Annotated in this window: 23 protein-coding genes; 12 read left to right on the forward strand and 11 right to left on the reverse strand. The window is 74.2% G+C overall.

The window, feature by feature from the left end; all coding sequences use genetic code 11:
* Positions 1–51 precede the first annotated feature (51 nt).
* From ACTWO6_RS28000 to ACTWO6_RS28015, 4 genes are all read left to right on the forward strand, one after another.
* The gene (locus ACTWO6_RS28000; protein ID WP_089009804.1) at positions 52–231 is read left to right on the forward strand and encodes a DUF6104 family protein; all 180 of its coding nucleotides are present in this window, start codon (positions 52–54) and stop codon (positions 229–231) included.
* Positions 232–333: 102 nt separating this feature from the next.
* Positions 334–1,053, forward strand: a complete 720-nt coding sequence (locus tag ACTWO6_RS28005) for a hypothetical protein (protein WP_446216729.1) — start codon at positions 334–336, stop codon at positions 1,051–1,053.
* Positions 1,054–1,113: 60 nt separating this feature from the next.
* Positions 1,114–3,192: a phosphate acetyltransferase gene (pta, locus tag ACTWO6_RS28010; RefSeq protein WP_446216730.1), complete on the forward strand. Its 2,079-nt coding sequence runs from the start codon at positions 1,114–1,116 to the stop codon at positions 3,190–3,192.
* Positions 3,189–4,313 (forward strand): acetate/propionate family kinase, encoded by a 1,125-nt coding sequence (locus ACTWO6_RS28015; protein WP_446216731.1) that lies wholly within the window; start codon positions 3,189–3,191, stop codon positions 4,311–4,313. Before pta ends, ACTWO6_RS28015 begins: the two co-directional genes overlap by 4 nt.
* Positions 4,314–4,326: 13 nt before the next feature.
* On the opposite strand, the gene ACTWO6_RS28020 is transcribed toward ACTWO6_RS28015, so the two are convergent.
* A complete protein-coding gene (locus ACTWO6_RS28020) occupies positions 4,327–4,497 on the reverse strand; it encodes a hypothetical protein (protein WP_446216732.1) in 171 nt (56 codons plus the stop codon).
* A gap of 156 nt (positions 4,498–4,653) precedes the next feature.
* On the opposite strand from ACTWO6_RS28020, the gene ACTWO6_RS28025 reads away from it, so the two are divergent.
* The gene (locus tag ACTWO6_RS28025) at positions 4,654–5,631 is read left to right on the forward strand and encodes an alpha/beta hydrolase family protein (protein ID WP_446216733.1); all 978 of its coding nucleotides are present in this window, start codon (positions 4,654–4,656) and stop codon (positions 5,629–5,631) included.
* A gap of 197 nt (positions 5,632–5,828) precedes the next feature.
* The gene (locus tag ACTWO6_RS28030) at positions 5,829–6,794 is read left to right on the forward strand and encodes an alpha/beta hydrolase family protein (RefSeq protein ID WP_446216734.1); all 966 of its coding nucleotides are present in this window, start codon (positions 5,829–5,831) and stop codon (positions 6,792–6,794) included.
* Positions 6,795–6,818: 24 nt separating this feature from the next.
* On the opposite strand, the gene ACTWO6_RS28035 is transcribed toward ACTWO6_RS28030, so the two are convergent.
* The 3 genes from ACTWO6_RS28035 to ACTWO6_RS28045 all read right to left on the reverse strand — a co-directional run bounded on the left by ACTWO6_RS28035 (position 6,819) and on the right by ACTWO6_RS28045 (position 9,532).
* Positions 6,819–7,781, reverse strand: coding sequence for a zinc-binding dehydrogenase (locus ACTWO6_RS28035; RefSeq protein ID WP_446216735.1), 963 nt, complete (start codon positions 7,779–7,781; stop codon positions 6,819–6,821).
* A gap of 84 nt (positions 7,782–7,865) precedes the next feature.
* Positions 7,866–9,041: an NAD(P)-dependent malic enzyme gene (locus ACTWO6_RS28040; RefSeq protein WP_446216736.1), complete on the reverse strand. Its 1,176-nt coding sequence runs from the start codon at positions 9,039–9,041 to the stop codon at positions 7,866–7,868.
* Between the two features lie 140 nt (positions 9,042–9,181).
* Positions 9,182–9,532 carry a S24 family peptidase gene (locus ACTWO6_RS28045; RefSeq protein ID WP_446216737.1) on the reverse strand — a complete coding sequence of 117 codons (351 nt, stop codon included), beginning with the start codon at positions 9,530–9,532 and terminating at the stop codon, positions 9,182–9,184.
* Positions 9,533–9,616: 84 nt separating this feature from the next.
* Between ACTWO6_RS28045 and sodN the strand changes: the two genes are divergently transcribed.
* From sodN to ACTWO6_RS28060, 3 genes are all read left to right on the forward strand, one after another.
* The gene (gene sodN, locus ACTWO6_RS28050) at positions 9,617–10,021 is read left to right on the forward strand and encodes a superoxide dismutase, Ni (protein WP_446216738.1); all 405 of its coding nucleotides are present in this window, start codon (positions 9,617–9,619) and stop codon (positions 10,019–10,021) included.
* Between the two features lie 65 nt (positions 10,022–10,086).
* Complete coding sequence (locus ACTWO6_RS28055; protein WP_446220797.1) at positions 10,087–10,542, forward strand: N-acetyltransferase family protein; 456 nt, start codon at positions 10,087–10,089, stop codon at positions 10,540–10,542.
* Positions 10,543–10,574: 32 nt separating this feature from the next.
* The gene (locus ACTWO6_RS28060) at positions 10,575–10,982 is read left to right on the forward strand and encodes an ATP-binding protein (RefSeq protein ID WP_446216739.1); all 408 of its coding nucleotides are present in this window, start codon (positions 10,575–10,577) and stop codon (positions 10,980–10,982) included.
* Positions 10,983–11,017: 35 nt separating this feature from the next.
* On the opposite strand, the gene ACTWO6_RS28065 is transcribed toward ACTWO6_RS28060, so the two are convergent.
* On the reverse strand, positions 11,018–11,407 hold the full coding sequence (locus tag ACTWO6_RS28065; RefSeq protein ID WP_446216740.1) for a hypothetical protein: 390 nt from the start codon (positions 11,405–11,407) through the stop codon (positions 11,018–11,020).
* A gap of 43 nt (positions 11,408–11,450) precedes the next feature.
* Between ACTWO6_RS28065 and ACTWO6_RS28070 the strand changes: the two genes are divergently transcribed.
* Entirely contained in the window at positions 11,451–12,401 is a 951-nt protein-coding gene (locus tag ACTWO6_RS28070) for a diacylglycerol/lipid kinase family protein (RefSeq protein WP_446216741.1), read from the forward strand.
* A 445-nt stretch (positions 12,402–12,846) separates the two neighbouring features.
* A complete protein-coding gene (locus tag ACTWO6_RS28075) occupies positions 12,847–13,104 on the forward strand; it encodes a WhiB family transcriptional regulator (protein ID WP_089012725.1) in 258 nt (85 codons plus the stop codon).
* Between the two features lie 101 nt (positions 13,105–13,205).
* On the opposite strand, the gene ACTWO6_RS28080 is transcribed toward ACTWO6_RS28075, so the two are convergent.
* From ACTWO6_RS28080 to ACTWO6_RS28095, 4 genes are read right to left on the reverse strand one after another with little or no spacing between them, the layout of a single operon-like run.
* Positions 13,206–13,982: a sirohydrochlorin chelatase gene (locus tag ACTWO6_RS28080; protein ID WP_446216742.1), complete on the reverse strand. Its 777-nt coding sequence runs from the start codon at positions 13,980–13,982 to the stop codon at positions 13,206–13,208.
* Positions 13,964–14,725, reverse strand: coding sequence for a phosphoadenylyl-sulfate reductase (locus ACTWO6_RS28085; RefSeq protein ID WP_446216743.1), 762 nt, complete (start codon positions 14,723–14,725; stop codon positions 13,964–13,966). The genes ACTWO6_RS28080 and ACTWO6_RS28085 overlap by 19 nt, the downstream gene beginning before the upstream one ends.
* 53 nt (positions 14,726–14,778) lie before the next feature.
* Positions 14,779–14,937, reverse strand: coding sequence for an IS1 family transposase (locus ACTWO6_RS28090; protein WP_130339665.1), 159 nt, complete (start codon positions 14,935–14,937; stop codon positions 14,779–14,781).
* On the reverse strand, positions 14,934–16,646 hold the full coding sequence (locus tag ACTWO6_RS28095; protein WP_446216744.1) for a nitrite/sulfite reductase: 1,713 nt from the start codon (positions 16,644–16,646) through the stop codon (positions 14,934–14,936). The genes ACTWO6_RS28090 and ACTWO6_RS28095 overlap by 4 nt, the downstream gene beginning before the upstream one ends.
* A gap of 359 nt (positions 16,647–17,005) precedes the next feature.
* Between ACTWO6_RS28095 and ACTWO6_RS28100 the strand changes: the two genes are divergently transcribed.
* Positions 17,006–18,685: a glycosyltransferase family 39 protein gene (locus ACTWO6_RS28100; RefSeq protein ID WP_446220798.1), complete on the forward strand. Its 1,680-nt coding sequence runs from the start codon at positions 17,006–17,008 to the stop codon at positions 18,683–18,685.
* A 38-nt stretch (positions 18,686–18,723) separates the two neighbouring features.
* Here the strand turns inward: ACTWO6_RS28100 and ACTWO6_RS28105 are convergent, their stop codons facing one another.
* Both ACTWO6_RS28105 and ACTWO6_RS28110 read right to left on the reverse strand, forming a co-directional pair.
* Positions 18,724–20,271, reverse strand: coding sequence for a sensor histidine kinase (locus ACTWO6_RS28105; protein ID WP_446216745.1), 1,548 nt, complete (start codon positions 20,269–20,271; stop codon positions 18,724–18,726).
* Between the two features lie 25 nt (positions 20,272–20,296).
* Positions 20,297–21,328 carry an SIS domain-containing protein gene (locus ACTWO6_RS28110; protein WP_446220799.1) on the reverse strand — a complete coding sequence of 344 codons (1,032 nt, stop codon included), beginning with the start codon at positions 21,326–21,328 and terminating at the stop codon, positions 20,297–20,299.
* Between the last annotated feature and the right edge of the window lie 166 nt (positions 21,329–21,494).

A 21,494-nucleotide genomic window follows, 5' to 3' on the forward strand; every position in this document is an offset into this window, starting at 1 on the left:
ACGGCCGCTGCCCCGGTCGCGTGGCGGCCCCGTTCCCGAAAGGACACACCGATGTACTTCACCGACCGCGGCATCGAGGAACTGGTCGAGCGCCGAGGCGACGAGCAGGTCAGCCTGGAGTGGCTGGGCGAGCGCCTGCGCGACTTCGTCGACCTGAACCCGGAGTTCGAGACCCCGATCGAGCGCTTCGCGACCTGGCTCGCCCGCCTCGACGACGAGGACGACGAGTGACCGTTTGACGCGGGCCGCCCCGTCGGCGTCCACTGGAGAGCAGCGTCCCGGTTCCGACGAGGACCGCCGGAGCACACGCCGCCGGACGACAGGGAGGCGGAAGTGAACCCCGAGACCCGCAAGCCGCCGCAGGACGCGGTGACCGTCCGCCGCCTGCGCCTCGGCATCGGAGCCGTCGGCATCGCGCTGCCGATCGTGCTGGTGGTCGGTCACCTCGTCGTCACCCGGCGGCTGACCCTGCTCGACTCGCTCAGCGGCTACTACCACACCGGGATGCGGGACATCTTCGTCGGCGCGCTCTGCGCGATCGGGGTGTTCCTCATCAGCTACCGGTACCGCTGGCCGGACGACGCGCTGAGCACCGTCGCCGGGGCACTGGCGATCGCGGTGGCCCTCTTCCCCACCACGGTCGGCGCACCGGCCGGCACCACGAGCGGCACCGACCGGACCGTCGGGGTGGTACACCAGGTCGCCGCCGCGGCCCTCTTCCTGCTCCTCGCCGTCTTCTGCCTGTTCCTCTTCACCAGGCCGGACCGGGCCGGCGTGCCGCCGTCGCGGTCGGCGAACCGGGTCTACCGTGCCTGCGGCCTGCTCATCCTGGTCGCGATCGGGCTCGCGCTGGCGAGCACGACGCTGCCCGCGGACGTACGCCACACGCTCAAGCCGGTGCTGTGGTGCGAGACCGTCGCCGTCTTCGCCTTCGGCGCCGCGTGGGTGGCGAAGAGCGACGCGCTCTTCCGCTCGGCCGACCTCCCGGAGGGAACGCCGGCCGGCGGAGCGTCCGGCCCCGCCGCCACGCCCGCGGCGCCGGCCCCGTCCTGACCGACCGGGTTGGCCGGCAGGGCACAAGGACCCGGGCGCGGGGCACCGCGATCTTGTAGCGTGGTCCTCGTGGCCCGCAGCGTCTATGTGACCAGCGTGGGGTCCGGCGGGGGGAAGTCGACCATCGCCCTCGGCCTCGCGGAGCTCCTCTCCCGGCAGGTGGAACGGATCGGCGCGTTCCGGCCGCTGGTCTCCGGCGCCGGCACCGACCAGATCCTCGCCCTGCTCACCGACCGCTACCGGGTGGACCTCCCGGTCACCGAGCTCTCCGGCAGCACGTACGCGGAGGCGACCGCGCTGGTCGCGGACGGCCGGCGGGAGGAGCTGATCGCCCGGATCGTCGCCCGCTACCGGGACGTCGAGCGGCGCTGCCCCGCGATGGTGGTGGTGGGCAGCGACTTCGCCGACGGGGACGGCGCCGGCCCGCGCGAGCTGGCCTTCAACGCCCGGCTGGCCACCGAGTTCGGCAGCGTGGTGGTGCCCGTGGTCGACGGCTTCGGGCAGGAGCCGGAGGCGATCGCGGCGGCGGCCCGCGGGGCGTACCACGACCTGGAGGACCTGGGCGCGACGGTGCTCGCGGTGATCGCCAACCGGGTGCCCGGGCCGATGACGCTCCCCGAGCTGCCCGTCCCCACGTACGCGATCCCGGAGGTGCCGACCGTGTCGGCGCCGACGGTGGCCGAGGTGGCGGCGGCGCTCGGCGCCACCCTGCTGGCCGGCGACGACGCCGCGCTCGACCGGGACGTGCTCGACTACGTGGTCGGCGCCGCGCACGTGCCCACCCTGCTCGACCACCTGACCGACGGCGCGCTGGTGATCACCCCGGGCGACCGGGCGGACCTGCTGGTCGCGGCGAGCGCCGCGCACGTCGCCGGTCAGGTCTCGGTCGCCGGGCTGGTGCTCACCCTCGGCGAGCAGCCCGACCCCCGGGCGATGCGGCTGGTCGAGGGGCTGAAGACCGGGCTCGCGGTGCTCTCGGTGCCCAGCGACAGCTACGACACGGTCGCCGCGTCCAGCCGGATCGAGGGCCGTCCCAGCGTCGAGAACCCGCGGAAGGTGGAGGCCGCGCTCGGCGCGTTCGAGCGCTGCGTGGACACGGTGGACCTGGCCAGCCGGCTGCGGGTCAGCCGCTCCGAGCGGGTCACCCCGCTGATGTTCGAGAACGACCTGCTCGACCGGGCCCGGGCGCAGCGCCGCCGGCTGGTGCTGCCGGAGGGCGCGGAGGAGCGGATCCTGCGTGCCGCGGAGATCCTGCTGCGCCGGGGCGTCGCCGACCTGACCCTGCTCGGCCGCGCCGACGCCATCGCCCGGCGCACCCGGGAGCTGGGCATCGACATCGGCGACGCCGAGGTGGTCGACCCGGTCACCAGCGAGTGGCGGGACGAGTTCGCCGCCGAGTACGCCCGGCTGCGGGCGCACCGGGGCCTCACCCTGGACCTGGCCCACGACATCGTGGCGCAGCCCAACTACTTCGGCACGATGATGGTGCACACCGGCCGCGCCGACGGCATGGTCTCCGGGGCCACCCACACCACCGCCGCCACCATCCGGCCGGCCTTCGAGATCATCCGGACCCTGCCGGGTGTCTCCATCGCCTCCAGCGTCTTCTTCATGCTGCTCGCCGACCGGGTGCTGGTCTACGGTGACTGCGCGGTCAACCCCGACCCCGACGCCGCCCAGCTCGCCGACATCGCCATCTCCTCCGCCGACACGGCCGCCCGGTTCGACGTCGAACCCCGGGTGGCGATGCTGTCGTACTCGACCGGCAGTTCGGGCGCCGGCGCCGACGTGGAGAAGGTCGCGGCGGCCACCAAGCTGGTCCGCGAACGCCGGCCCGAGCTGCTGGTCGAGGGGCCGATCCAGTACGACGCGGCGATCGACCCGCAGGTCGCGGCCACGAAGCTGCCGGACAGCCCGGTCGCCGGGCGGGCCACGGTCTTCATCTTCCCGGACCTGAACACCGGCAACAACACGTACAAGGCGGTGCAGCGCTCGGCCGGAGCGGTGGCGGTCGGCCCGGTGATGCAGGGCCTGCGCCGGCCGGTCAACGACCTGTCCCGGGGTGCGACCGTCCCGGACATCGTCAACACCGTCGCCATCACCGCCATCCAGGCCGCCGCGTCGGAGGAGGTCGCGTGACCGAGCGGGTGCTCGTCCTCAACTGTGGGTCCTCGTCCGTGAAGTTCCGGCTGTACGACGGCGAGTCCGTGGCCGGCAAGGGCACGGTCGAGCGGGTCGGCGAGCCGGGCGGCGGACCGGACGACCACGAGAGCGCCGTCCGGGAGATCCTCGACCGCCTGGACCTGACCGGGCTGACCGCGGTCGGGCACCGGGTGGTGCACGGCGGACGCCGGTTCAGCGAGCCGGTGCTGATCGACGACGCGGTCATCGCCGCGGTCGAGGACCTCGTCCCGCTCGCCCCGCTGCACAACCCCGCCAACCTGACCGGCATCCGGGTGACCCGCGAGTCGCTGCCGGACGTCCCGCAGGTCGCGGTCTTCGACACCGCGTTCCACCACACCCTGCCGGAGGCCGCCGCGACCTACGCCATCGACCGGGACACCGCCCGGCGGTACGGCATCCGGCGGTACGGCTTCCACGGGACCTCGCACGCGTACGTCTCCCGGCGCACCGCCGAACTGCTCGACCGGCCGTACGAGGAGGTCAACGTCATCACCCTGCACCTGGGCAACGGGGCCAGCGCCTGCGCCGTCCAGGGTGGACGGAGCGTGGCCACCTCGATGGGGATGTCGCCGCTGGAGGGCCTGGTGATGGGCACCCGCAGCGGCGACCTCGACCCGACGGTGATCTTCCACCTGCGCCGGGAGGGCGGGATGGCCGTCGACGATATCGACGACCTGCTCAACCACCGCAGCGGCCTGCTCGGCCTGACCGGGGTCAACGACATGCGCGAGGTGCTGGCCCGCCGGGACGCCGGGGACGCCGCCGCCGCGCTCGCCTTCGACGTCTACCGCCGCCGGATCACCGGGTACGTCGGCGGGTACTACGCGCTGCTCGGGCGGGTCGACGCGATCACCTTCACCGCCGGGGTGGGCGAGCACGCCGCGCCGGTCCGCGCGGCCGCGCTGGCCGGGCTGGACCGGCTCGGCATCACCGTGGACCCCGCGCGCAACGAGGCCAGCGGCGACCGGGTGATCTCACCGGACGGGGCCGAGGTGACGGTCTGCGTCATCAGCACCGACGAGGAACGGGAGATCGCCCGGGAGACCCGGGCCGTGGTGGCGGCGACCCACCACTGACCCGGGGTACGGCTCAGCCCAGCGCGAGCCAGGCGACCACGGCCACCAGCAGCACCACGACCACTGCGCCGACGATCAGCGGGAGGCGGGACGGTGCGGCCTCCGGGGCGGTGCCCTCGGGCGCGTGGACGAACGCGCGGAACTGCTCGGTGTTGCCGCTCGGGTCGGTGTAGTTCTCAGACATGCCGGTGACCCTAGCGAAGCCCGTCGACGCGGACTGCCCCGCCGGGCCGGTGGCGGCAGGTCGGCCCGGCCGGCGGAGCCGCACCGACCGGGTGGTGACGGCAGCCGGTCCGGACGGCGGGGCCGCCCGGCCCACCCGGCCGCCTACCGTGGAACGGTGGGGGTGCAGCGGCTGGTCGCCGTGCTGGTGACGGCGCTGCTGGCCGGCTGCGGGCCGGCCACCGCCGCGACCGGTGGGCCAGCGCCCGGTACGGTCCGCGTCACCTCCCCCGGACCCGCCCCGCAGCGGAGCTGGCCGGTCGGGGTCCGGCAGCTCACCGTCGACCCGGACGGTCCACGACCACTCCCGGTCACCATCTGGTACCCCGCCACCCCGGCCGCCCCGACCGGCCGCAGTACCCCGGGTGGCCCGTCAACGACCGGGCCGGTGGCGATCGCCGCCGCGCCCGTCGCGGCGGGACGCTTCCCGGTCGTCGTCTACAGCCACGGGCTGCGCAGCCTCCCCGAGCTGCACGCCCCGCTGACCACCCGGTGGGCCGCCGCCGGCTTCGTGGTGGCCGCCCCCACCTATCCGCGCACGAACCTGCGGGCGGCCGACTTCACCCGGGCCGACGTGCGCAACCAGCCTGCCGACGGGTGGCGGCTGATCGGCCACCTGGTGCGCCTCGACGCCCGCCGGGGCGACCCGCTCGCCGGGCACCTGGCGGTCGACCGGATCGCCGCGGCCGGTCACTCGGCGGGCGGCTTCACCACGGCCGGGATGTTCACCTCCGGCCACTCGGCGCGGCTGCGCTCCGGCATCGTGCTCGCCGGCGGGGGCCTGGCCGGCAGCTTCGCCGGCCCGCCGGCACCCCTGCTCTTCGTGCACGGCGGCGCAGACCCGATCGTCCCCGAGTCCGTCGGCCGCGCCGCGTACGCCCGCGCGACCGGCCCGGCGGCCTTCCTGAGCCTGCCCGGCCAGGGCCACGGCGAGTACCTCTCCCCCGGCCAGCCCGGCTTCGCCCAGGTCCTCGCCACCACCACCGACTTTCTCCGCTGGACCCTCTACGACGACCCCACCGCTTTGCACCGCCTCCCCACCGACGCCCACCACCCGACCATCACCACCCTCACCACCCACTCCCTCCCCCACTAGCGCCCCCACCCAAGCGGGGAAGTCGGGGGTAGCGTGCGGCGGGTGGACGGGGGTGGGCTGGCGGGGCGGCAGTTGGCCGCGGTTCGGGCGGTGCGTCATGACGCGCCGGGCACACCTCAAGCGCGGAACGGGCGATCCGGTCACGCTCCGTTCGATGTCGGACCGGCGACGCGGCGGCGCGAGGCACAATCGTCTTCATGTCCCGTCGCCGTACCTCGACCCTGGTCGCCGCCGCCCTGCTCACGGTGGGCCTGGCCGGCTGCTCGGGCGGTGCCGCGCCGACCGTGCGCAGCGCCCCGACCCCGCCGCCGAAGGCGACCGCCCCCACGCCCCGGGTGCCCGCCGGGCACGCCCCCACCCAGGCCTTCGCGGTGGGCGTACGGCAGCTGACGTTGAACCGCGACGGCGACCGGCCCCTGCCGGTGACCCTCTGGTACCCGGCCCGGGGCGCGGCCGGCGGCACGCCGGAGCGCTCGGCGCCGGCGGCGGCCGGCCGGTTCCCGGTGGTGATGTTCAGCCACGGCCTGGGTGCCCGGCCGGAGGACTACCAGCTGCTGCTGAGCCGCTGGGCGGCGGCGGGCTTCGTGGTCGCCGCGCCGCGGTTCCCGCACACCGGCACGGGCGGCGACGGCAACGTGCTGGACGTGCTCAACCAGCCGGCCGACGTGTCGTACGCGCTGACCCAGGTGCTCGCCCTCGACGCGAAGGCCGATGATCCGCTGCGCGGCCGGCTGGACGCCGAGCGGGTGGCCGCGGCCGGGCACAGCGCGGGCGGGGTGACCACGATCGGGCTCTTCACCGCCGGCCGGGACGAGCGGCTGGACGCCGGCATCGTCTTCGCCGGTACGGCGCTCGGGGTCGGCACCGCCTTCGCCGGCGCCGCCGCGCCGCAGCTCTTCGTGCACGGCGAGGCGGACGAGGTGGTGAACTACGCCGCCGGCAAGGCGGTCTACGACGCGGTGCCCTGGCCGAAGGCCATGCTCAGCCTGCCGAAGGGCGACCACGGCCGGGCCCTGCTCACCGACGGCAAGGCGCTGCGGGTGGTTTCCGACACCACCGTCGAGTTCCTCCGCTGGACCCTCTACGGCGACGCCAAGGCCAAGGACCGACTCCCCGCCGACGCCACCCGCGGCGACCTGGCCACCCTCGACGACCACCTCTGAGCGGCCGCCGAGGGTGGCGGCGCGTCAGGCGGTGTGGTCGATGACGACCTTGCCGAAGACGTCGCCGGAGGCGAGGCGGGCGAAGGCGTCCTCGATCCGGCTGAACGGCACCACGGTGTCGACCACCGGGCGGACCTCGTGCTCGGCGCAGAACGCGAGCAGCTCGGTCAGCTCGTCCGGGGTGCCCATCGAGGTGCCCAGGATCTCCAGCTGCATGGCGAAGACCCGGCGCAGGTTGACCTTGGGCTCGTGCCCGGCGGTGGCGCCGGAGACGACGATCCGGGCCATCGGCGCGGCCGACTTGAGGGAGTGGTCGAAGGTCGCCGCGCCGACCGTCTCGATCACCACGTCGACCCGCTCGGGCAGCCGGGCGCCGGGTTCCACCGCGGTCGCCCCCAGTTCGGTGATCCGCTCCCGCTTGACGGCGTCCCGGCTGGTGGCGTACACCCGCTTGCCGAGCGCGACGCCGAGCGCGACGGCCGCGGTGGCCACGCCGCCGCCGGCCCCCTGGACCAGCACCGACTCGCCCTCGTCGACCCGGCCCTTGGCGGTGAGCATCCGCCACGCGGTCAGCCAGGCCGTGGGCAGGCACGCCGCGTCGGTCGCCGCCAGGCCGGTGGGCAGCGGCAGCAGATTCATCCGGGGTACGGCCACCCGCTCGGCGAAGGTGCCGGGGAAGTGCTCGGAGAGGATGGAGACCCCGCGCGGGTCGCCCGGGGTGGGCACGACCGGGTAGATGACCACCTCGTTGCCGTCCGGGTCGGTGCCGACCGCGTCGCAGCCGAGGATCATCGGCAGCTGGTCCGGGCCGAGCCCCACCCCGCGCAGCGACCAGAGGTCGTGGTGGTTGAGTGAGCTGGCCCGCACCTGCACGGTGACCCAGTCCTTTTGCGGGTGGGCCGGCTCGGGGCGGTCGCCGACGCTGAGCGCGGCGAGCGGGTTGTCGGCATCGAAGCTCGAGGCATAGGCGGCACGCATGATCGGCACGGTAACAAGCTGAGCGCCCGTTAAGAAGGGGCCCTTCCCATCAAAACGCGATAAGAAGGGCCCCCCTGCTTCCGGCGGTGCCGCTCAGCGGCGGGCGACGCCGTCGCGGCGGGCGGCCTCGGCCACCGCCTCGGCGACCGCGGGGGCCACCCGCGGGTCCAGCGGGGAGGGCACGATCGCCTCGGCGGTCAGCGACTCGGCTACCACGCCGGCGATCGCGTCGGCGGCGGCCACCTTCATCCCCTCGGTGATCCGGGTGGCCCGGGCGTCCAGCGCACCCCGGAACACGCCGGGGAAGGCGAGCACATTGTTGATCTGGTTGGGGTAGTCGCTGCGGCCCGTCGCGACCACCGCGACGTGCCGGGCGGCCACCTCGGGGTGCACCTCGGGGGTCGGGTTGGCCAGCGCGAAGACGATGCCACCGGGCGCCATCCCGGCCACCGCCGCCTCGGGGATCTGCCCGCCGGAGACGCCGATCAGGACGTCCGCGCCGCGCAGCGCCTCGGTGATGTCGCCCTGCCGCCCCTCGGCGTTGGTGGTCTCCGCCAGCTCCGCCTTGGTCCCGGTCAGCTCGCGGTGCCGGCCGATGATCCCCTTGGAGTCGCAGACCACCACCTGGTCCGGGTTCACTCCGCCGGCGACCAGCATCTTGGTCACCGCCACTCCGGCCGCGCCGGCGCCGCTGACCGCCACCCGCAGGTCACCGAGCTTGCGGTTGAGCAGGGTGGCGGCGTTGCGCAGCGCGGCCAGCACCACGATCGCGGTGCCGTGCTGGTCGTCGTGGAAGACCGGGATCGGCAGGATCTCGTCCAGCCGGCGCTCCACCTCGAAGCAGCGGGGGGCGCTGATGTCCTCCAGGTTGATCCCGCCGAACGACGGCGCGAGGGCCTTCACCGCGGCCACGATCTCGTCCACGTCCTGGGTGTCCAGGCAGATCGGCACCGCGTCCACGCCGGCGAACTGCTTGAACAGCACCGCCTTGCCCTCCATCACCGGCAGCGCCGCGCGGGGGCCGATGTTGCCCAGGCCGAGTACGGCGGAGCCGTCGGTGACCACGGCGACGGTGTGCGACACCCAGGTGTAGTCGTCGGCGAGGGCAGGATCGGCGGCGATCGCCTCGCACACCCGGGCCACCCCGGGGGTGTACGCGAGGGAGAGGTCCTCCCGGCTGGTGAGCGGGACGGTCGAGGCGACGGCCATCTTGCCGCCGACGTGCAGCCGGAAGACGGGATCAGCGGGGTCCACGGTGGACGAAGACATTGGTGACTCCAGGATCTGTCGAGCAGACGGACCGGCCGGCTCGGGCGCGAGGTCAGCGGCGAGCGGGGCGGGCGGTGCGGGGGGTCACCCGGGCACTTTCCGAGCATAGTGGCGTGTGCGGAGCGCCGATGTGAGCGGGGTCATATCCGTCGGCGGCGCAGCCGGCCAGGCCGGGGCCAGTACCGGACCAGCACCCGGCCCCGCACGTCGGCCACCCCGTAGGCCCGGGAGTCGTCGGCGACCAGGTCGTTGTCGCCGCGTACCCACCAACCGCCGTCCTGCGGGCGGACCGCGCGCTTCACGACGAGCAGGTCGGGGCGGCTCCGGAAGACCGCCACCACCACGTCGCCCGGACGGACGGCCCGACCCCCCGTGCGCACCAGCACCGAGTCGCCGTGGCGCAGCGTCGGGACCATGGAGGGTCCGGTGACCAGCACGGTCACCAACGGGCCGCGCAGCTCGGGCGCGGCGGAGTCGTCTGGGGCGCCCATCGGGTTTCACCTCCCGCCCGCCGGGGAGCATGTCCAGGAGTAATGTCGGCTTGGATCATCGCAAACATCCCATGGAGGACCCTGATGCGCCTTCCTCGCATCCTTTCGCCCCGTGTGACCGCCAGCGCGCACTGCGACCTGCCGTGCGGCGTGTACGACCCGGCGCAGGCCCGGATCGAGGCCGAATCGGTCAAAATGATCTGCGAGAAGTACCAGGCGAACACCGACCCGGAGTTCCGCACCCGGGCCATCATCATCAAGGAACAGCGCGCCGAGCTGGTCAAGCACCACCTGTGGGTGTTGTGGACCGACTACTTCAAGCCGGCCCACTTCGAGAAGTACCCGAACCTGCACCAGCTCTTCAACGAGGCCACCAAGCTCGCCGGCGCCAGCGGCGCCAAGGGCAGCGTGGACCCGGCCAAGGCCGACGAGCTGCTGCAGAAGATCGACGAGATCTCCAAGATCTTCTGGGAGACCAAGAAGGCGTGATCCTGGCTGCCCAGGCACCGACGATCCGGCCGGCGCGTCCCGAGGACGTGCCGGCCGTCGTCGCGATGGTGCACGAACTCGCCGAGTACGAACGCGCCCCGGAGCAGTGCCACCTGACCGCGGAGCAGTTGACCGCCGCCCTGTTCGGGCCGGCCCCGGCGCTCTTCGGGCACGTCGCGGTGGACGCCCGGGACGAGCCGCTCGGCTTCGCGCTGTGGTTCCTGAACTTCTCCACCTGGGAAGGCGTGCACGGCGTCTACCTGGAAGACCTCTACGTCCGCCCGGCCGCCCGGGGCAGCGGGGCGGGTCGGCTGTTGCTGGCCACCCTCGCCGCGCTCTGCGTCGAGCGGGGCTACCGGCGGCTCGACTGGTGGATGATCAACTGGAACCCGGCGGCCGGCTTCTACGCCGCCATCGGGGCGACGCCGATGGACGAATGGGTGCCGTACCGGCTCACCGGCCCGGCGCTGCACGGCCTGGCCGCGCAGGCGACGGCCGCGCCCCCGCATCCGCGGACCTGACCGGGTAGAGTCCGGCACCGGGGGGATGAGGCGTGACTCAACTGACCGGCCAGCCGACGACCGACGACGACGTGGTGCACCTCACCGTGCCCGCCGACGGCGGTTACCTCGGCGTGCTCCGCACCGCCACGGCAGGTCTCGCGGCCCGCCTCCAGTTCGCCCTCGACGAGATCGAGGACCTGCGCATCGCGGTCGACGAGGCCTGCGCCATGCTGCTCGCCATCGCCACCCGGAACGCCGAGCTGGAGTGCCGCTTCGCGGTGACCGACGACGCGCTCACCGTCGAGGTGACCGTGCCGACCGTCCGGGGCGCCACCCTCCCGTCCGAGTCGTCCTTCGCCTGGAAGGTGCTCACCGCGCTGACCACGTCGGCGGCCGCGAAGGCGGCCGACGGCCGGGCCAGCATCTCGCTGCTCACCCGCCGCGCCTCCGGCTACTGACCCACGCGCCCGGGCGCCTCGGCACGCCCGGCGGGTCACTCGAAGTCGAGCGCCCGGTTGGTCGGCGGGCTGACCAGCAGGCCGCTGACGCCGAGGCCGAGGGCCATCAGCGGCAGGCCCAGCCAGCCCAGCCCGCCCTGGATCATGTACCAGCCGATCGGCAGCAGCATGAGCTGGAGCACGATGGTCGGGGCCCGGGCGCCGCTCTTCCGGCGGGCCAACGCGCCGCCGAGGGCCCAGAGCGCCGCGGCGCCGGCGATCGCGAACGCGGTGACCAGCAGCGCCGCGGTGAGGTCGGTCGTGGTGGCGGTGAGATCGGACCAGATCAGCCAGACCGCGACCAGGCCGAGCGCCACCGCCTCGGCGCGCAGCAGGCGGACCGCCCAACGGAGGGTGTCGGGAATCGGCTCGGAGTCGATGGTCACGCGCGACACGATACCCGTGGGTAGGCGCGGTACAGTGCCGCCCATGCGGGCCGTCCTGGTGGTCAATCCGAAGGCCACCACCACCAGCGAACGCAGCCGGGACGTCCTGGTCCGGGCGCTGCGCAGCGAAGTCGACCTGTCGGTGCGGTACACCCGCCGACGGGGCCACGCCGTGGATCTGGCCCGGGAGGCCGCCGAGGAAGGCGTCGACCTGGTGGTCACGCTGGGTGGCGACGGCACGGTGAACGAGGTGGTGAACGGCCTGATGGCGGCCGAGCCGCCGACGTTCCGGACCGGCGACACGCCGGCGGAGCGGCTGCCCGCCCTGGCCACCGTCCCCGGCGGCTCCACGAACGTCTTCGCCCGGGCGCTGGGGCTGCCCCGGGAGTGGCCGGAGGGGACCAGCGTGATCCTGGAGGGGCTGCGCCTGGGCCGCTCCCGGACGATCGGCCTGGGCCGGGCGGACGACCGGTACTTCACCTTCTGCGCCGGCTTCGGCGTCGACGCCGCGGTGATCCACCGGGTCGAGCAGGCGAGACGGAAGGGACGGGTCTCCACGCCCGGGCTCTACCTGCGGTCCACCGTCGGGCAGTACTTCTTCGGCTCGGACCGGCGGCATCCGGCGATCAGCCTGGAACGCCCGGGCGAGCAGGCCGAGGGCGAGCTGGCGACGGTCATCATCCAGAACACCGCGCCGTGGACGTACCTGGGCGAGCGGGAGATCAACCCGAACCCGGAGGCCTCGTTCGACCTCGGCCTCGACGTGTTGGCGATGCGTCAGCTCCGGGTCGCCAGTACGGCACGGACAGTGACCCAGTCCTTCTCCCGGAATCCCGGTCCGCGTGGCCGTCAGCTGCTGCGACTGCACGACGTGTCTGAGTTCACCCTGCTCTCGGCCCGTCCGCAGGCATTTCAACTCGACGGGGACTACCTTGGCGAGCGGGAGAAAGTTAGATTCACATCCGTTCCGGCCGCACTGAGAGTAATCTGCTAGGCCTCGGGTACTCCCGTCGGTTGACGCGGTCACCCATCGCATCCTGGCGGTGGCCGCCACACCCGAGGGGTAGGTGCCGGAAATGTCAGCAATGTCACGCGGACTGTACTATATTGATCCTCGACTGTGGTACGCCGGGTAACCAGAGCGCTCTGAAACCCGGACAAAAGGGCGGTGAGCTCGCTCACTGCTCGGAGTTTTTCCGAGCGTCACCCTTGACATCGCGACAGTTCGTGAAAGTATTCACAAGCGAACTTGTGTTACCGGGACATTGCCTGGATATGCTCGGCAGGTTGAGCTGTTCCAGCAGGTCCAGGGGCCCGCAGCCTGCTCACGCAGTGCCGAATTGATGGACGCTGACCGTCACCAATCGGCATCGCGGATGCATATAGGAAAAGCACGAAGCGATATCTGCCACCCATCCAGAATGAGGAGTGTTGCCGCCATGGACTGGCGTCACCATGCTGTCTGCCGCGACGAGGACCCGGAGCTGTTCTTCCCGATCGGGACGTCCGGTCCGGCTCTCCTGCAGGTCGAGCAGGCCAAGGCCGTCTGCCGGCGCTGCTCCGTGACCGACGAGTGCCTGAAGTGGGCGCTCGAGTCCGGTCAGGATGCCGGCGTCTGGGGCGGGATGAGCGAAGAGGAGCGCCGTGCGGTCAAGCGCCGCGGCGGTCTCCGGGTGCTGCGCGCTCACTCCGCCTGACCACAACACCGCACAGCTGTACGCCCCGGCAGGGTCACCCGCCGGGGCGTTGTGCTGTCCGGGGGCGCCGCCGGGAAGGCCGTGGACCGGGCCGTGGGGGCTCATCGCGGCCGCGCGGCGTCGACGCGACGGAGGACCAGGTCCGCGAGGTCCGGGGCGTCGGTGAGCGGGGCGGCCACCGCCGTCGCGCCGGCGTCCCGGGCCGCCGCCAGCACCCCGTCGTGGAACAGGCCGGGAGCCAGGAAGTAGGCGGCCACCGCGACCCGCCGGGCGCCCGCCGCGCGCAGCTTCGCCACCGCGACGCCGGCCGCCGGAGATGCCGCCGAGGCGTACGACACCCGGCAGGGCAGGCCCAGCTCCGCCCCGAGGGCCGTCGCCACCCGCCCCACCGAGCCGCGCGCCCCGGGGTCCCGGGTGCCCGCCGCCGCCAGCACCAGGGCGTCGACAGGTCCGGCCGCGGCCTCGGCGAGCCGTCGCCGCAGCCCGGCCAGGAGCGCGGCGTCCACCGTCCCGTCCGCCGGCCCCAGCACGTCGGTGATCCGGACGTCCATCGGCGGCCCCGACTCCCGCGCCGCGGCGACCGCCGCCGGGATGTCGACCCTCCGGTGGTACGCGGCGGTCAGCAGCAGCGGGACCAGCACCGCCCGGGGATGTCCCGCGGCGGCGAGGTCGCGCAGCACGCCGGTCGGCCCGGGCTCGGTGTGGTCCAGCCAGCTCGGCAGCACCGTGGTGCCGGGGCGGGTCGCCTCGACGGCCCGGGCAAGCGCGCGGGTCGCCCCGGCGGCGCGGGGATCGCGGCTGCCGTGCGCGACCAGGACCACCGGAGCGGCCCCGACGACCGCCCCGGCGCCCGCCGAGGTCACACGTGCAGGCCGCACTCGGTCTTCTCGAACATCGCCCACCGGCCCGCCCGTGGGTCCTCCCCCGCCTTCGTGCGGCGGGTGCAGGGCCAGCAGCCGATCGAGCCGTAGCCCCGGCTGAACAGCTCGTTGACGGGGATGTCGTAGCGGGAGACGTAGGCGTCCACGTCGCGCTGGGTCCAGGTCGCGATCGGGTTCACCTTGACCTTGCCGCGCCGGGCGTCGAAGGTCACCACCGGCGTGCTCGCCCGGGTCGGCGACTCGTCCCGGCGCAGCCCGGCGGCCCAGGCGTCGTAGTCCGTCAGGGCCCGCTCCAGCGGCTCGACCTTGCGCAGCTGGCAGCAGTCGTCCGGGGACCTGTTGAACAGCCGGGGGCCGTACTGGCCGTCCTGCTGCCCGACGGTCATCCGGGGGCGGATCGAGCGGACGTTCACCGGCAGCCGCCGGGCCACCTCGTCGCGGACCCGCAGCGTCTCCGGGAAGTGCAGCCCGGTGTCCAGGAAGACCACGTCCACGCCGGGCGCGACCCGGGAGACCAGGTGCGCGAGCACGCCGTCGGCCATCGAGCTGGTGACGCAGAACCGGTCGCCGAAGGTCTCGGCGGCCCAGCGGGCGATCTCCAGCGCCGGGGCGCCCTCCAGCTCCCGCCCGGCCGTCTCGGCCAGCGCGCGCAGCTCCTCGGGGTCGCGGCGCTCCGGGTCGGCCGGCGCCGGGCCGCCGGGGCCGACCAGGCCCAGGTTGGTGGCGGAGACCAGCTTCATCGGTGCCGGCTCTTCGTTCGCGACTGCGGGGCTCGCAAGCTCACTCCTCCCGCTCACCGGATCACCGCCCTGCCGAGCAGGCCGGTGAACTTCACGGTGAAGACCCGGGCGCAGGCGTGGCACTCCCAGGCGCCGTGCCCGGCCTCGCTCGGCCGAAGGTCCTCCTCACCGCAGTACGGGCAGTAGAGAGGCGCGGAACGGGCGTCACTCATCGCAACTCCTCCTCGTCGACCCTGATCACCCAGTTGGCGAACGTCTCACCCTCGGTCCGGCCGGCCAGGTAGCGGCGGGCCAGCCGTTCCACGTACTCCGGAAGCTCCACGGCGGTGGTCTTCAGGCCGCGGAGCTTGCGGCCGAAGCCGGCGGTCTGCCCCTGGGCCATGCCGAGGCCGCCACCCAGGTGCACCTGGAAGCCCTCCACCTGGCGGCCGTCCGGACCGACCACCAGCTGGCCCTTCAGGCCGATGTCGGCGACCTGGGTCCGGGCGCAGGCGTTCGGGCAGCCGTTGAGGTGGATGGAGATGTCGGCGTCGAAGTCGCGCAGCCGCTCCTCCAGCCGGGCCACCAGCTCCTCGCCGCGGGCCTTGGTCTCGACGATGGCGAGCTTGCAGAACTCGATGCCGGTGCAAGCCATGGTGCCGCGCCGCCAGGCCGACGGCCGGGCCTCCAGGCCGAGCCGGCGCAGCGCCGCGACCAGGGACTCCGTCCGCTCCGGCGCCACGTCGAGGACCAGCAGCTTCTGGTACGGGGTGAGCCGCACCCGGTCGCTGCCGTGCGCCTCGACCGCGTCGGCCAGCTCGGCGAGCTGCCCGCCGGAGATCCGACCCACCACCGGGGCCGCCCCGACGTAGTTGCGCCCGTCGCGCTGCCGGTGCACGCCGATGTGGTCCACCGGCTTGCTCGGCAGCTCCGGCGCCGGGCCGTCGAGCAGCGTCCGGCCCAGGTACTCCTTCTCCAGCACCTCGCGGAACTTCGCCACGCCCCAGTCGGCGACCAGGAACTTCAGCCGGGCCCGGTTGCGCAGCCGGCGGTAGCCGTAGTCGCGGAAGATGCCGACCACGCCGGCCCAGACGTCCGGCACCTCGGCCAGCGGCACCCAGACGCCCAGCCGCTGGGCCAGCATCGGGTTCGTGGAGAGGCCGCCGCCGACCCAGACGTCGAAGCCGGGGCCGTGCTCCGGGTGGTCCACCCCGAGGAAGGCGATGTCGTTCGCCTCGTACGGGGTGTCGACCAGCCAGGAGATCGAGGTCTTGAACTTGCGGGGCAGGTTGGAGAACCGCTTGTCGCCGACGTACCGGCTGACGATCTCGTCGATCGCCGGGGTCGGGTCGAGCAGCTCGGCCTCGGCCACCCCGGCGACCGGGCTGCCGAGCACGATGCGCGGGCAGTCGCCGCACGCCTCGGTGGTCTGCAGGCCGACCGCCTCCAGCCGGCGCCAGATCTCCGGCATGTCCTCCACCCGGATCCAGTGGAACTGGATGTTCTGCCGGTCGGTGACGTCGGCGGTGTCCCGCGCGAACTCGCGGGAGATGTCCGCGACGACCCGGAGCTGGGCCAGGTTGAGCTGGCCCCCGTCGACCCGGACCCGGAGCATGAAGAACTCGTCCTCCAGCTCGTGCGGCTCCAGCACGGCGGTGCGCCCGCCGTCGATGCCGGCCTTGCGCTGCGTGTAAAGGCCCCACCAGCGGAACCGGCCGCGCAGGTCCTGCGGGTCGATCGAGGCGAAGCCCCGGTGGGCGTAGATGTTCTCGATCCGGGCCCGGACGTTCAGCGGGTCGTCGTCCTTCTTGATCCGCTCGTTGGGGTTGAGCGGCTCGCGGTGACCGAGCGCCCACTGCCCCTCCCCGCGCGGACGGCGGGGGGCCCGGGCGGCGGGGGCCGCCGGGGTCTCGGGCCGGGTCGGGGTGCTGCTGACCGCCATCGCGGCGTCCTCCGTTGTCTGCAGTGCCTGGACGCGGACGCGGCGGCCGGCCCTGGAGAGGGCCGTGGACGGCGATGTCTTCGACGGCCGGCGCGGAACGCGCCCGAGACGGATGGATCGGGCGTCGTCAGTTGGCCGGACAGATCGCGCTGCGCACGCGGCCGTAATCAACGTGGCGACGGGCCACGAAGCGGCGGACGACAGCGGCGGTCATGGGCCCATGCTTCCACACCCCCGGTTGACCGGCCAATGACCGCGTGTGCCATCCCACATCACGGACTGCGGGCCGCGAATCGGCGGACCAGCCCGCCGAGCCGTCCCGCTGTGTGACGCTGCGACATGTGACCGCACCTTCGGAGCTGAGACGGGCCAGAGGCGCGGCCGCTCCGGTCAGGAGCCACCACCGGCGTTGGCTGGTCTGGCTGGCGCCGGTGCTCCTCACGCTGCTGGTCACCCTCACCGGGTTGACCCGGGCGCAGCTGTGGCGGGACGAGCTGGCGACCTGGAGCGCGGCGACGCGGCCGGTCGGCGACCTGCTCCGGCTGGCCGGCACCATCGACGCCGCCACCGGGCCGTACTACCTGCTCATGCACGGCTGGACCGCGCTCTTCGGCGACTCGGCGACCGCGCTGCGGCTGCCGTCGGCGCTCGCCATGGCGGCCGCCGCGGGGCTGACCGCCCGGCTCGGCGAACGGCTGGTCGACGCCCGGGTCGGGCTGCTGGCCGGGCTGCTCCTCGCCGTCCTCCCCGGCACCTCCCGGTACGCCCAGGAGGCCCGCCCGTACGCGCTGGCCACGCTCCTCGCCGTGCTCGCCACGCTGCTGCTGGTCGAGGCGCTGCGACGACCGACGTGGACCCGCTGGGCGGGCTACGCCGCCGCCGTCGCCGTGCTGGGCCTGACCCACCTGATCGCGCTCACCCTGCTCGCCGCGCACGCCGTCGCGGTGCTGCTGGTCCAGTGGCGCGGCCCGGCAGCCGCCGGCCTCGACGCTCCGCCGGCCGGGGCTCACCGGCCCACCGACGATCGTCCGACCGACGGCCGTTCAGCCGACGAGCGACCCGGCGACGAGCGACCGGACGGCGAGCGACCCGGCGGCGCACCGCCCGACGAACGACCGCGCAGCGGACGACCCGGCGACGAACCACCCGGCAGCGAACGACCGGCCGGCGAACTATCCGGCGATGAGCGGCGGGCGGGGCGCAGCGTGCTGTGGCGGTGGCTGGTGGCGTTGGTGCCGACCGTGCTGCTGGTCGGTCCGCTGGTGCTGGTGGCCCGGGGGCAGCGGTCCCGGCAGCTCGACTGGGTGGACCCGGCCCGGCTGACCGACCTGGCGGCGCTGCCGGGCGGGGTGGCGCAGAGCGGCGCGGTGGGGGGCCTGCTGCTCGGTCTCGCCGCGCTGGGCGCTGGACGGCTCGGCCGGCGGGCGCTGGTGCCGGCGGCCTGCGTGCTGCTGCCGGTGCTGCTGGTCTTCGCGGCGGGGCTGGTCGTACCGCTGTGGGTGCCGCGCTACCTGGTCTTCACCGTGCCGTTCGGCTGCCTGCTGGCCGGCGCGGCGCTGGCCGGTGTACGGCTGGCGCCGGCGCTCGCCGTGGTGGTGCTGGCCGGGCTGCTCGGCCTGCCCGACCAGGCGGCGCTGCGCCGTACCCATGAGTGGCCGCGCAGCGTCACGGTCGACTACCGGGGCGTGGCCCGGGTGATCGCCGACCATCAGCAGCCCGGCGACGTGATCGTCTTCTCCCCCCGGGACAGCTGGCTCTTCCTCGACCTCGGCACCGCGTACCACCTGGGGTCGTGGCAGCCCCGCGACGTGCTGATGGTCCGCGACCAGCGGCAGCGCGCGGACCTCTGGGCCAGCGAGTGCGACCGGCCGGCGGAGTGCCTGGCCGGCGCGCGCCGGGTCTGGCTGGTGGTCGCCGGGCGGCGGAGCGACCCGGTGGCGGCCGTGCCGGGGGCGAAGGGCGCGGCGCTGCGGGACGGCTTCACCGTCCGCCAGGTCTGGCCGCGCCCCGGCCTGACGGTCGCCCTGCTCATCCGCTGACCCCCCGCCGGTCCCGGCGGGGCGCCCGTGGCCCGCCGTCAGGGGGTGAGGCGGTCGGCGGAGCCGCGGGCGAGGGGGACCACCAGCACGGCCTCGGTGCCGCCGGTGGCGCCGTTGCGCAGCTCGATGGTGCCGCGGAGCTCGCCGGTCACCAGCGCCCGGACGATCTGCAGGCCGAGCCGGCCGCCGCGTTCGGCGTCGAACTGCTCGGGCAGGCCGCGACCGTTGTCGACGACCGAGACGTGCAGCTGCTTGCGGAACCGGTGCGCGGAGACCACCACCTCGGGCTTGCCGTCCCCCTCGGCGACGACCGCGCCCTCCTCCCCGGCGGGCGGGAAGCCGTGCTCGACGGCGTTGAGCAGCAGCTCGTTGAGGACCATCACCAGCGAGGTGGCGATCTCGGCGGGCAGCACGCCGAAGCTGCCCTTGCGGCGCATGCCGACCGTCACCTCGGTCGCCGCGACCTCGGTGGCCGCGCTGGCCACCCGGTCGACGATGCCGTCGAACTCGACCGCCTCGTCGCTGGACATGGAGAGCGTCTCGTGCACCAGGGCGATCGAGGCGACCCGGCGGACCGACTCCTCCAGGGCGACCCGGGCCTCGGGCATGGAGACCCGGCGGGCCTGGAGGCGGAGCAGCGCGGCGACGGTCTGGAGGTTGTTCTTCACCCGGTGGTGGATCTCCCGGATGGTGGCGTCCTTGGTGATCAGGGCGCGGTCCCGGCGGCGTACCTCGGTGATGTCGCGGACCAGCACCAGCGCCCCGATCGGCACGCCGGCCGGCATCAGCGGCAGCGCCCGGGTGAGCATGGTGGCGCCCCGGGCGTCGATCTCCCGCCGGGGCGGGGCGTCCCCGCGCAGCGCGGCCAGGATCGCGTTCGCCGCGTCGGTGCCCTCCAGCGGGTCGCCGGCCAGCCGGCGGTGCAGCTTGGCCAGGTCCTCCCCCACCAGGTGCGAGGCGTAGCCCAACCGGCGGTACGCGGACTGCGCGTTCGGGCTGGCATAGGTGACCTTGCCGTTGGCGTCCAGCCGGACCAGGCCGTCGCCGACCCGGGGCGCGGAGGTGGTCTCGCCGGGGTGCAGGGGCGGCGGGAACGTGCCGTCGGCGATCATCTGGGCCAGGTCGTCGGCGGTGGTCAGGTAGTTCAGTTCGAGCTGGCTGGGCGTGCGGGCGGTGGAGAGGTTGGTGTCCCGGCCGACCACCGCGATGACCTCGCCGTTCTCTCCGTCGGCGGTCCGCAGCCGCACCGGGATCGCCTCGTGCCGGGCGGGCACGTCGCCGTACCAGACCGGGTCGCCCTCCCGCCAGATCCGGCCCTGCCGCTGGGCCACCTCCAGGTGCGCCACCTCGGGACCGCCGACGATCCGCCCGACCTGGTCGTCGAGGTACGCGGTGGGGGCGGTCGTCGGGCGGACCTGGGCGACGCAGAGGAACGTCCCGTCGCCGTCCACCGGCACCCAGAGCAGCAGGTCGGCGAAGGAGAGGTCGGACAGCAGCTGCCAGTCCCCCGCGATCCGGTGCAGGTGGTCGATGTCGGCCGGGCGGAGCTGGGTGTGCTCCTCGGCGAGGTCGCGCAGCGTGGACACGAGACACAGCGTGCCACGCCGGAGGTCACATCGTGGAGGTGACCTTCTTCAGCCCGCGCGGGGCGTCCGGGTCCTCGCCCCGGGCCAGCGCCAGGGCCAGGGCGAGCCGCTGCAGCGGGAGGATGTCCAGCAGCGGGGCGTACCGCTCGTCGACCTCGGGGACGGCCATCCGGGTGGCGCCCTCGACGTCGGCGGAGCCGACCACCACCACGTCGGCGCGGCGCTCGCCGAGCCGGGGCAGCACCTCCCCCATCGACCGCCCGCCGGGGCCGGAGCCGACGACGGCGAGCACCGGGACGTCCGGGTCGGTCATGGCCAGCGGGCCGTGCAGCAGGTCGGCGCCGGAGAAGGCGAGCGCCGGCAGGTACGAGGTCTCCATCAACTTCAGCGCCGCCTCCCGGGCGGTCGGGTACGCGTACCCCCGGCCGGTGGTGACGAGCTGGGCGGCGAACCGGTAGCGCGGGGCGAGCTGGGCCGGGGTGGGGTCGGCGAGGGTGCGCTCGGCCAGCTCGGGCAGGGCGGCGAGGGCGGCCCGCTCCTCGGCCGGCAGCACCCCGTCGCCGGCGCGTACTCCCTCGACGAGCATCAGCAGCGCGAGCAGCTCGGCGGTGTACGTCTTGGTGGCGGCGACGGCCCGCTCGTGCCCGGCGGCGATGTCGACGGCGAGTTCGGCGGTCTCCACCAGCGGGGAGTCGGGCGCGTTGGTGACGGCGAGGGTGAGCGCGCCGGAGGCCCTGGCCACCCGCAGCACCTCGGCGAGGTCGGGCGAGCCGCCGCTCTGGCTGACCCCGACGACCAGGGCGTCGGAGAGGTCGGGCCGGGCGCCGTAGACGGTGATCGCGCTCGGCGAGGCGAGGCCGGCGGGGAGGCCGAGCCGGATCTCGGTCAGGTACGCCGCGTAGAGGGCCGCGTGGTCGGAGGTGCCGCGGGCGGTGAAGACCACGTGCCGGGGGCGGCGCTCGGCGATCACCGCCGCCACCCGGGAGATCGCCCCGGCGTGTTCGGCGGAGAGCAGGCGGTCGTAGCCGGCCGGCTGCTCGTCGATGTCGGCGGCCATGCCGGCCCCTGGACGGGTCACGGAGGACTCCCCTCTGCGCGATCGTCGCGCGATCGGTGCTCAGTCTTGCATCTTTGCGCCCATCCGAGCAACGTAACGAACAGCAATGCGCAGTGGATCACCGAATCGACGCACCATCCCCTAGGCTTGCCCGGCTGGCGAACCG

The organism is Micromonospora sp. IBHARD004 (genome assembly GCF_052814115.1).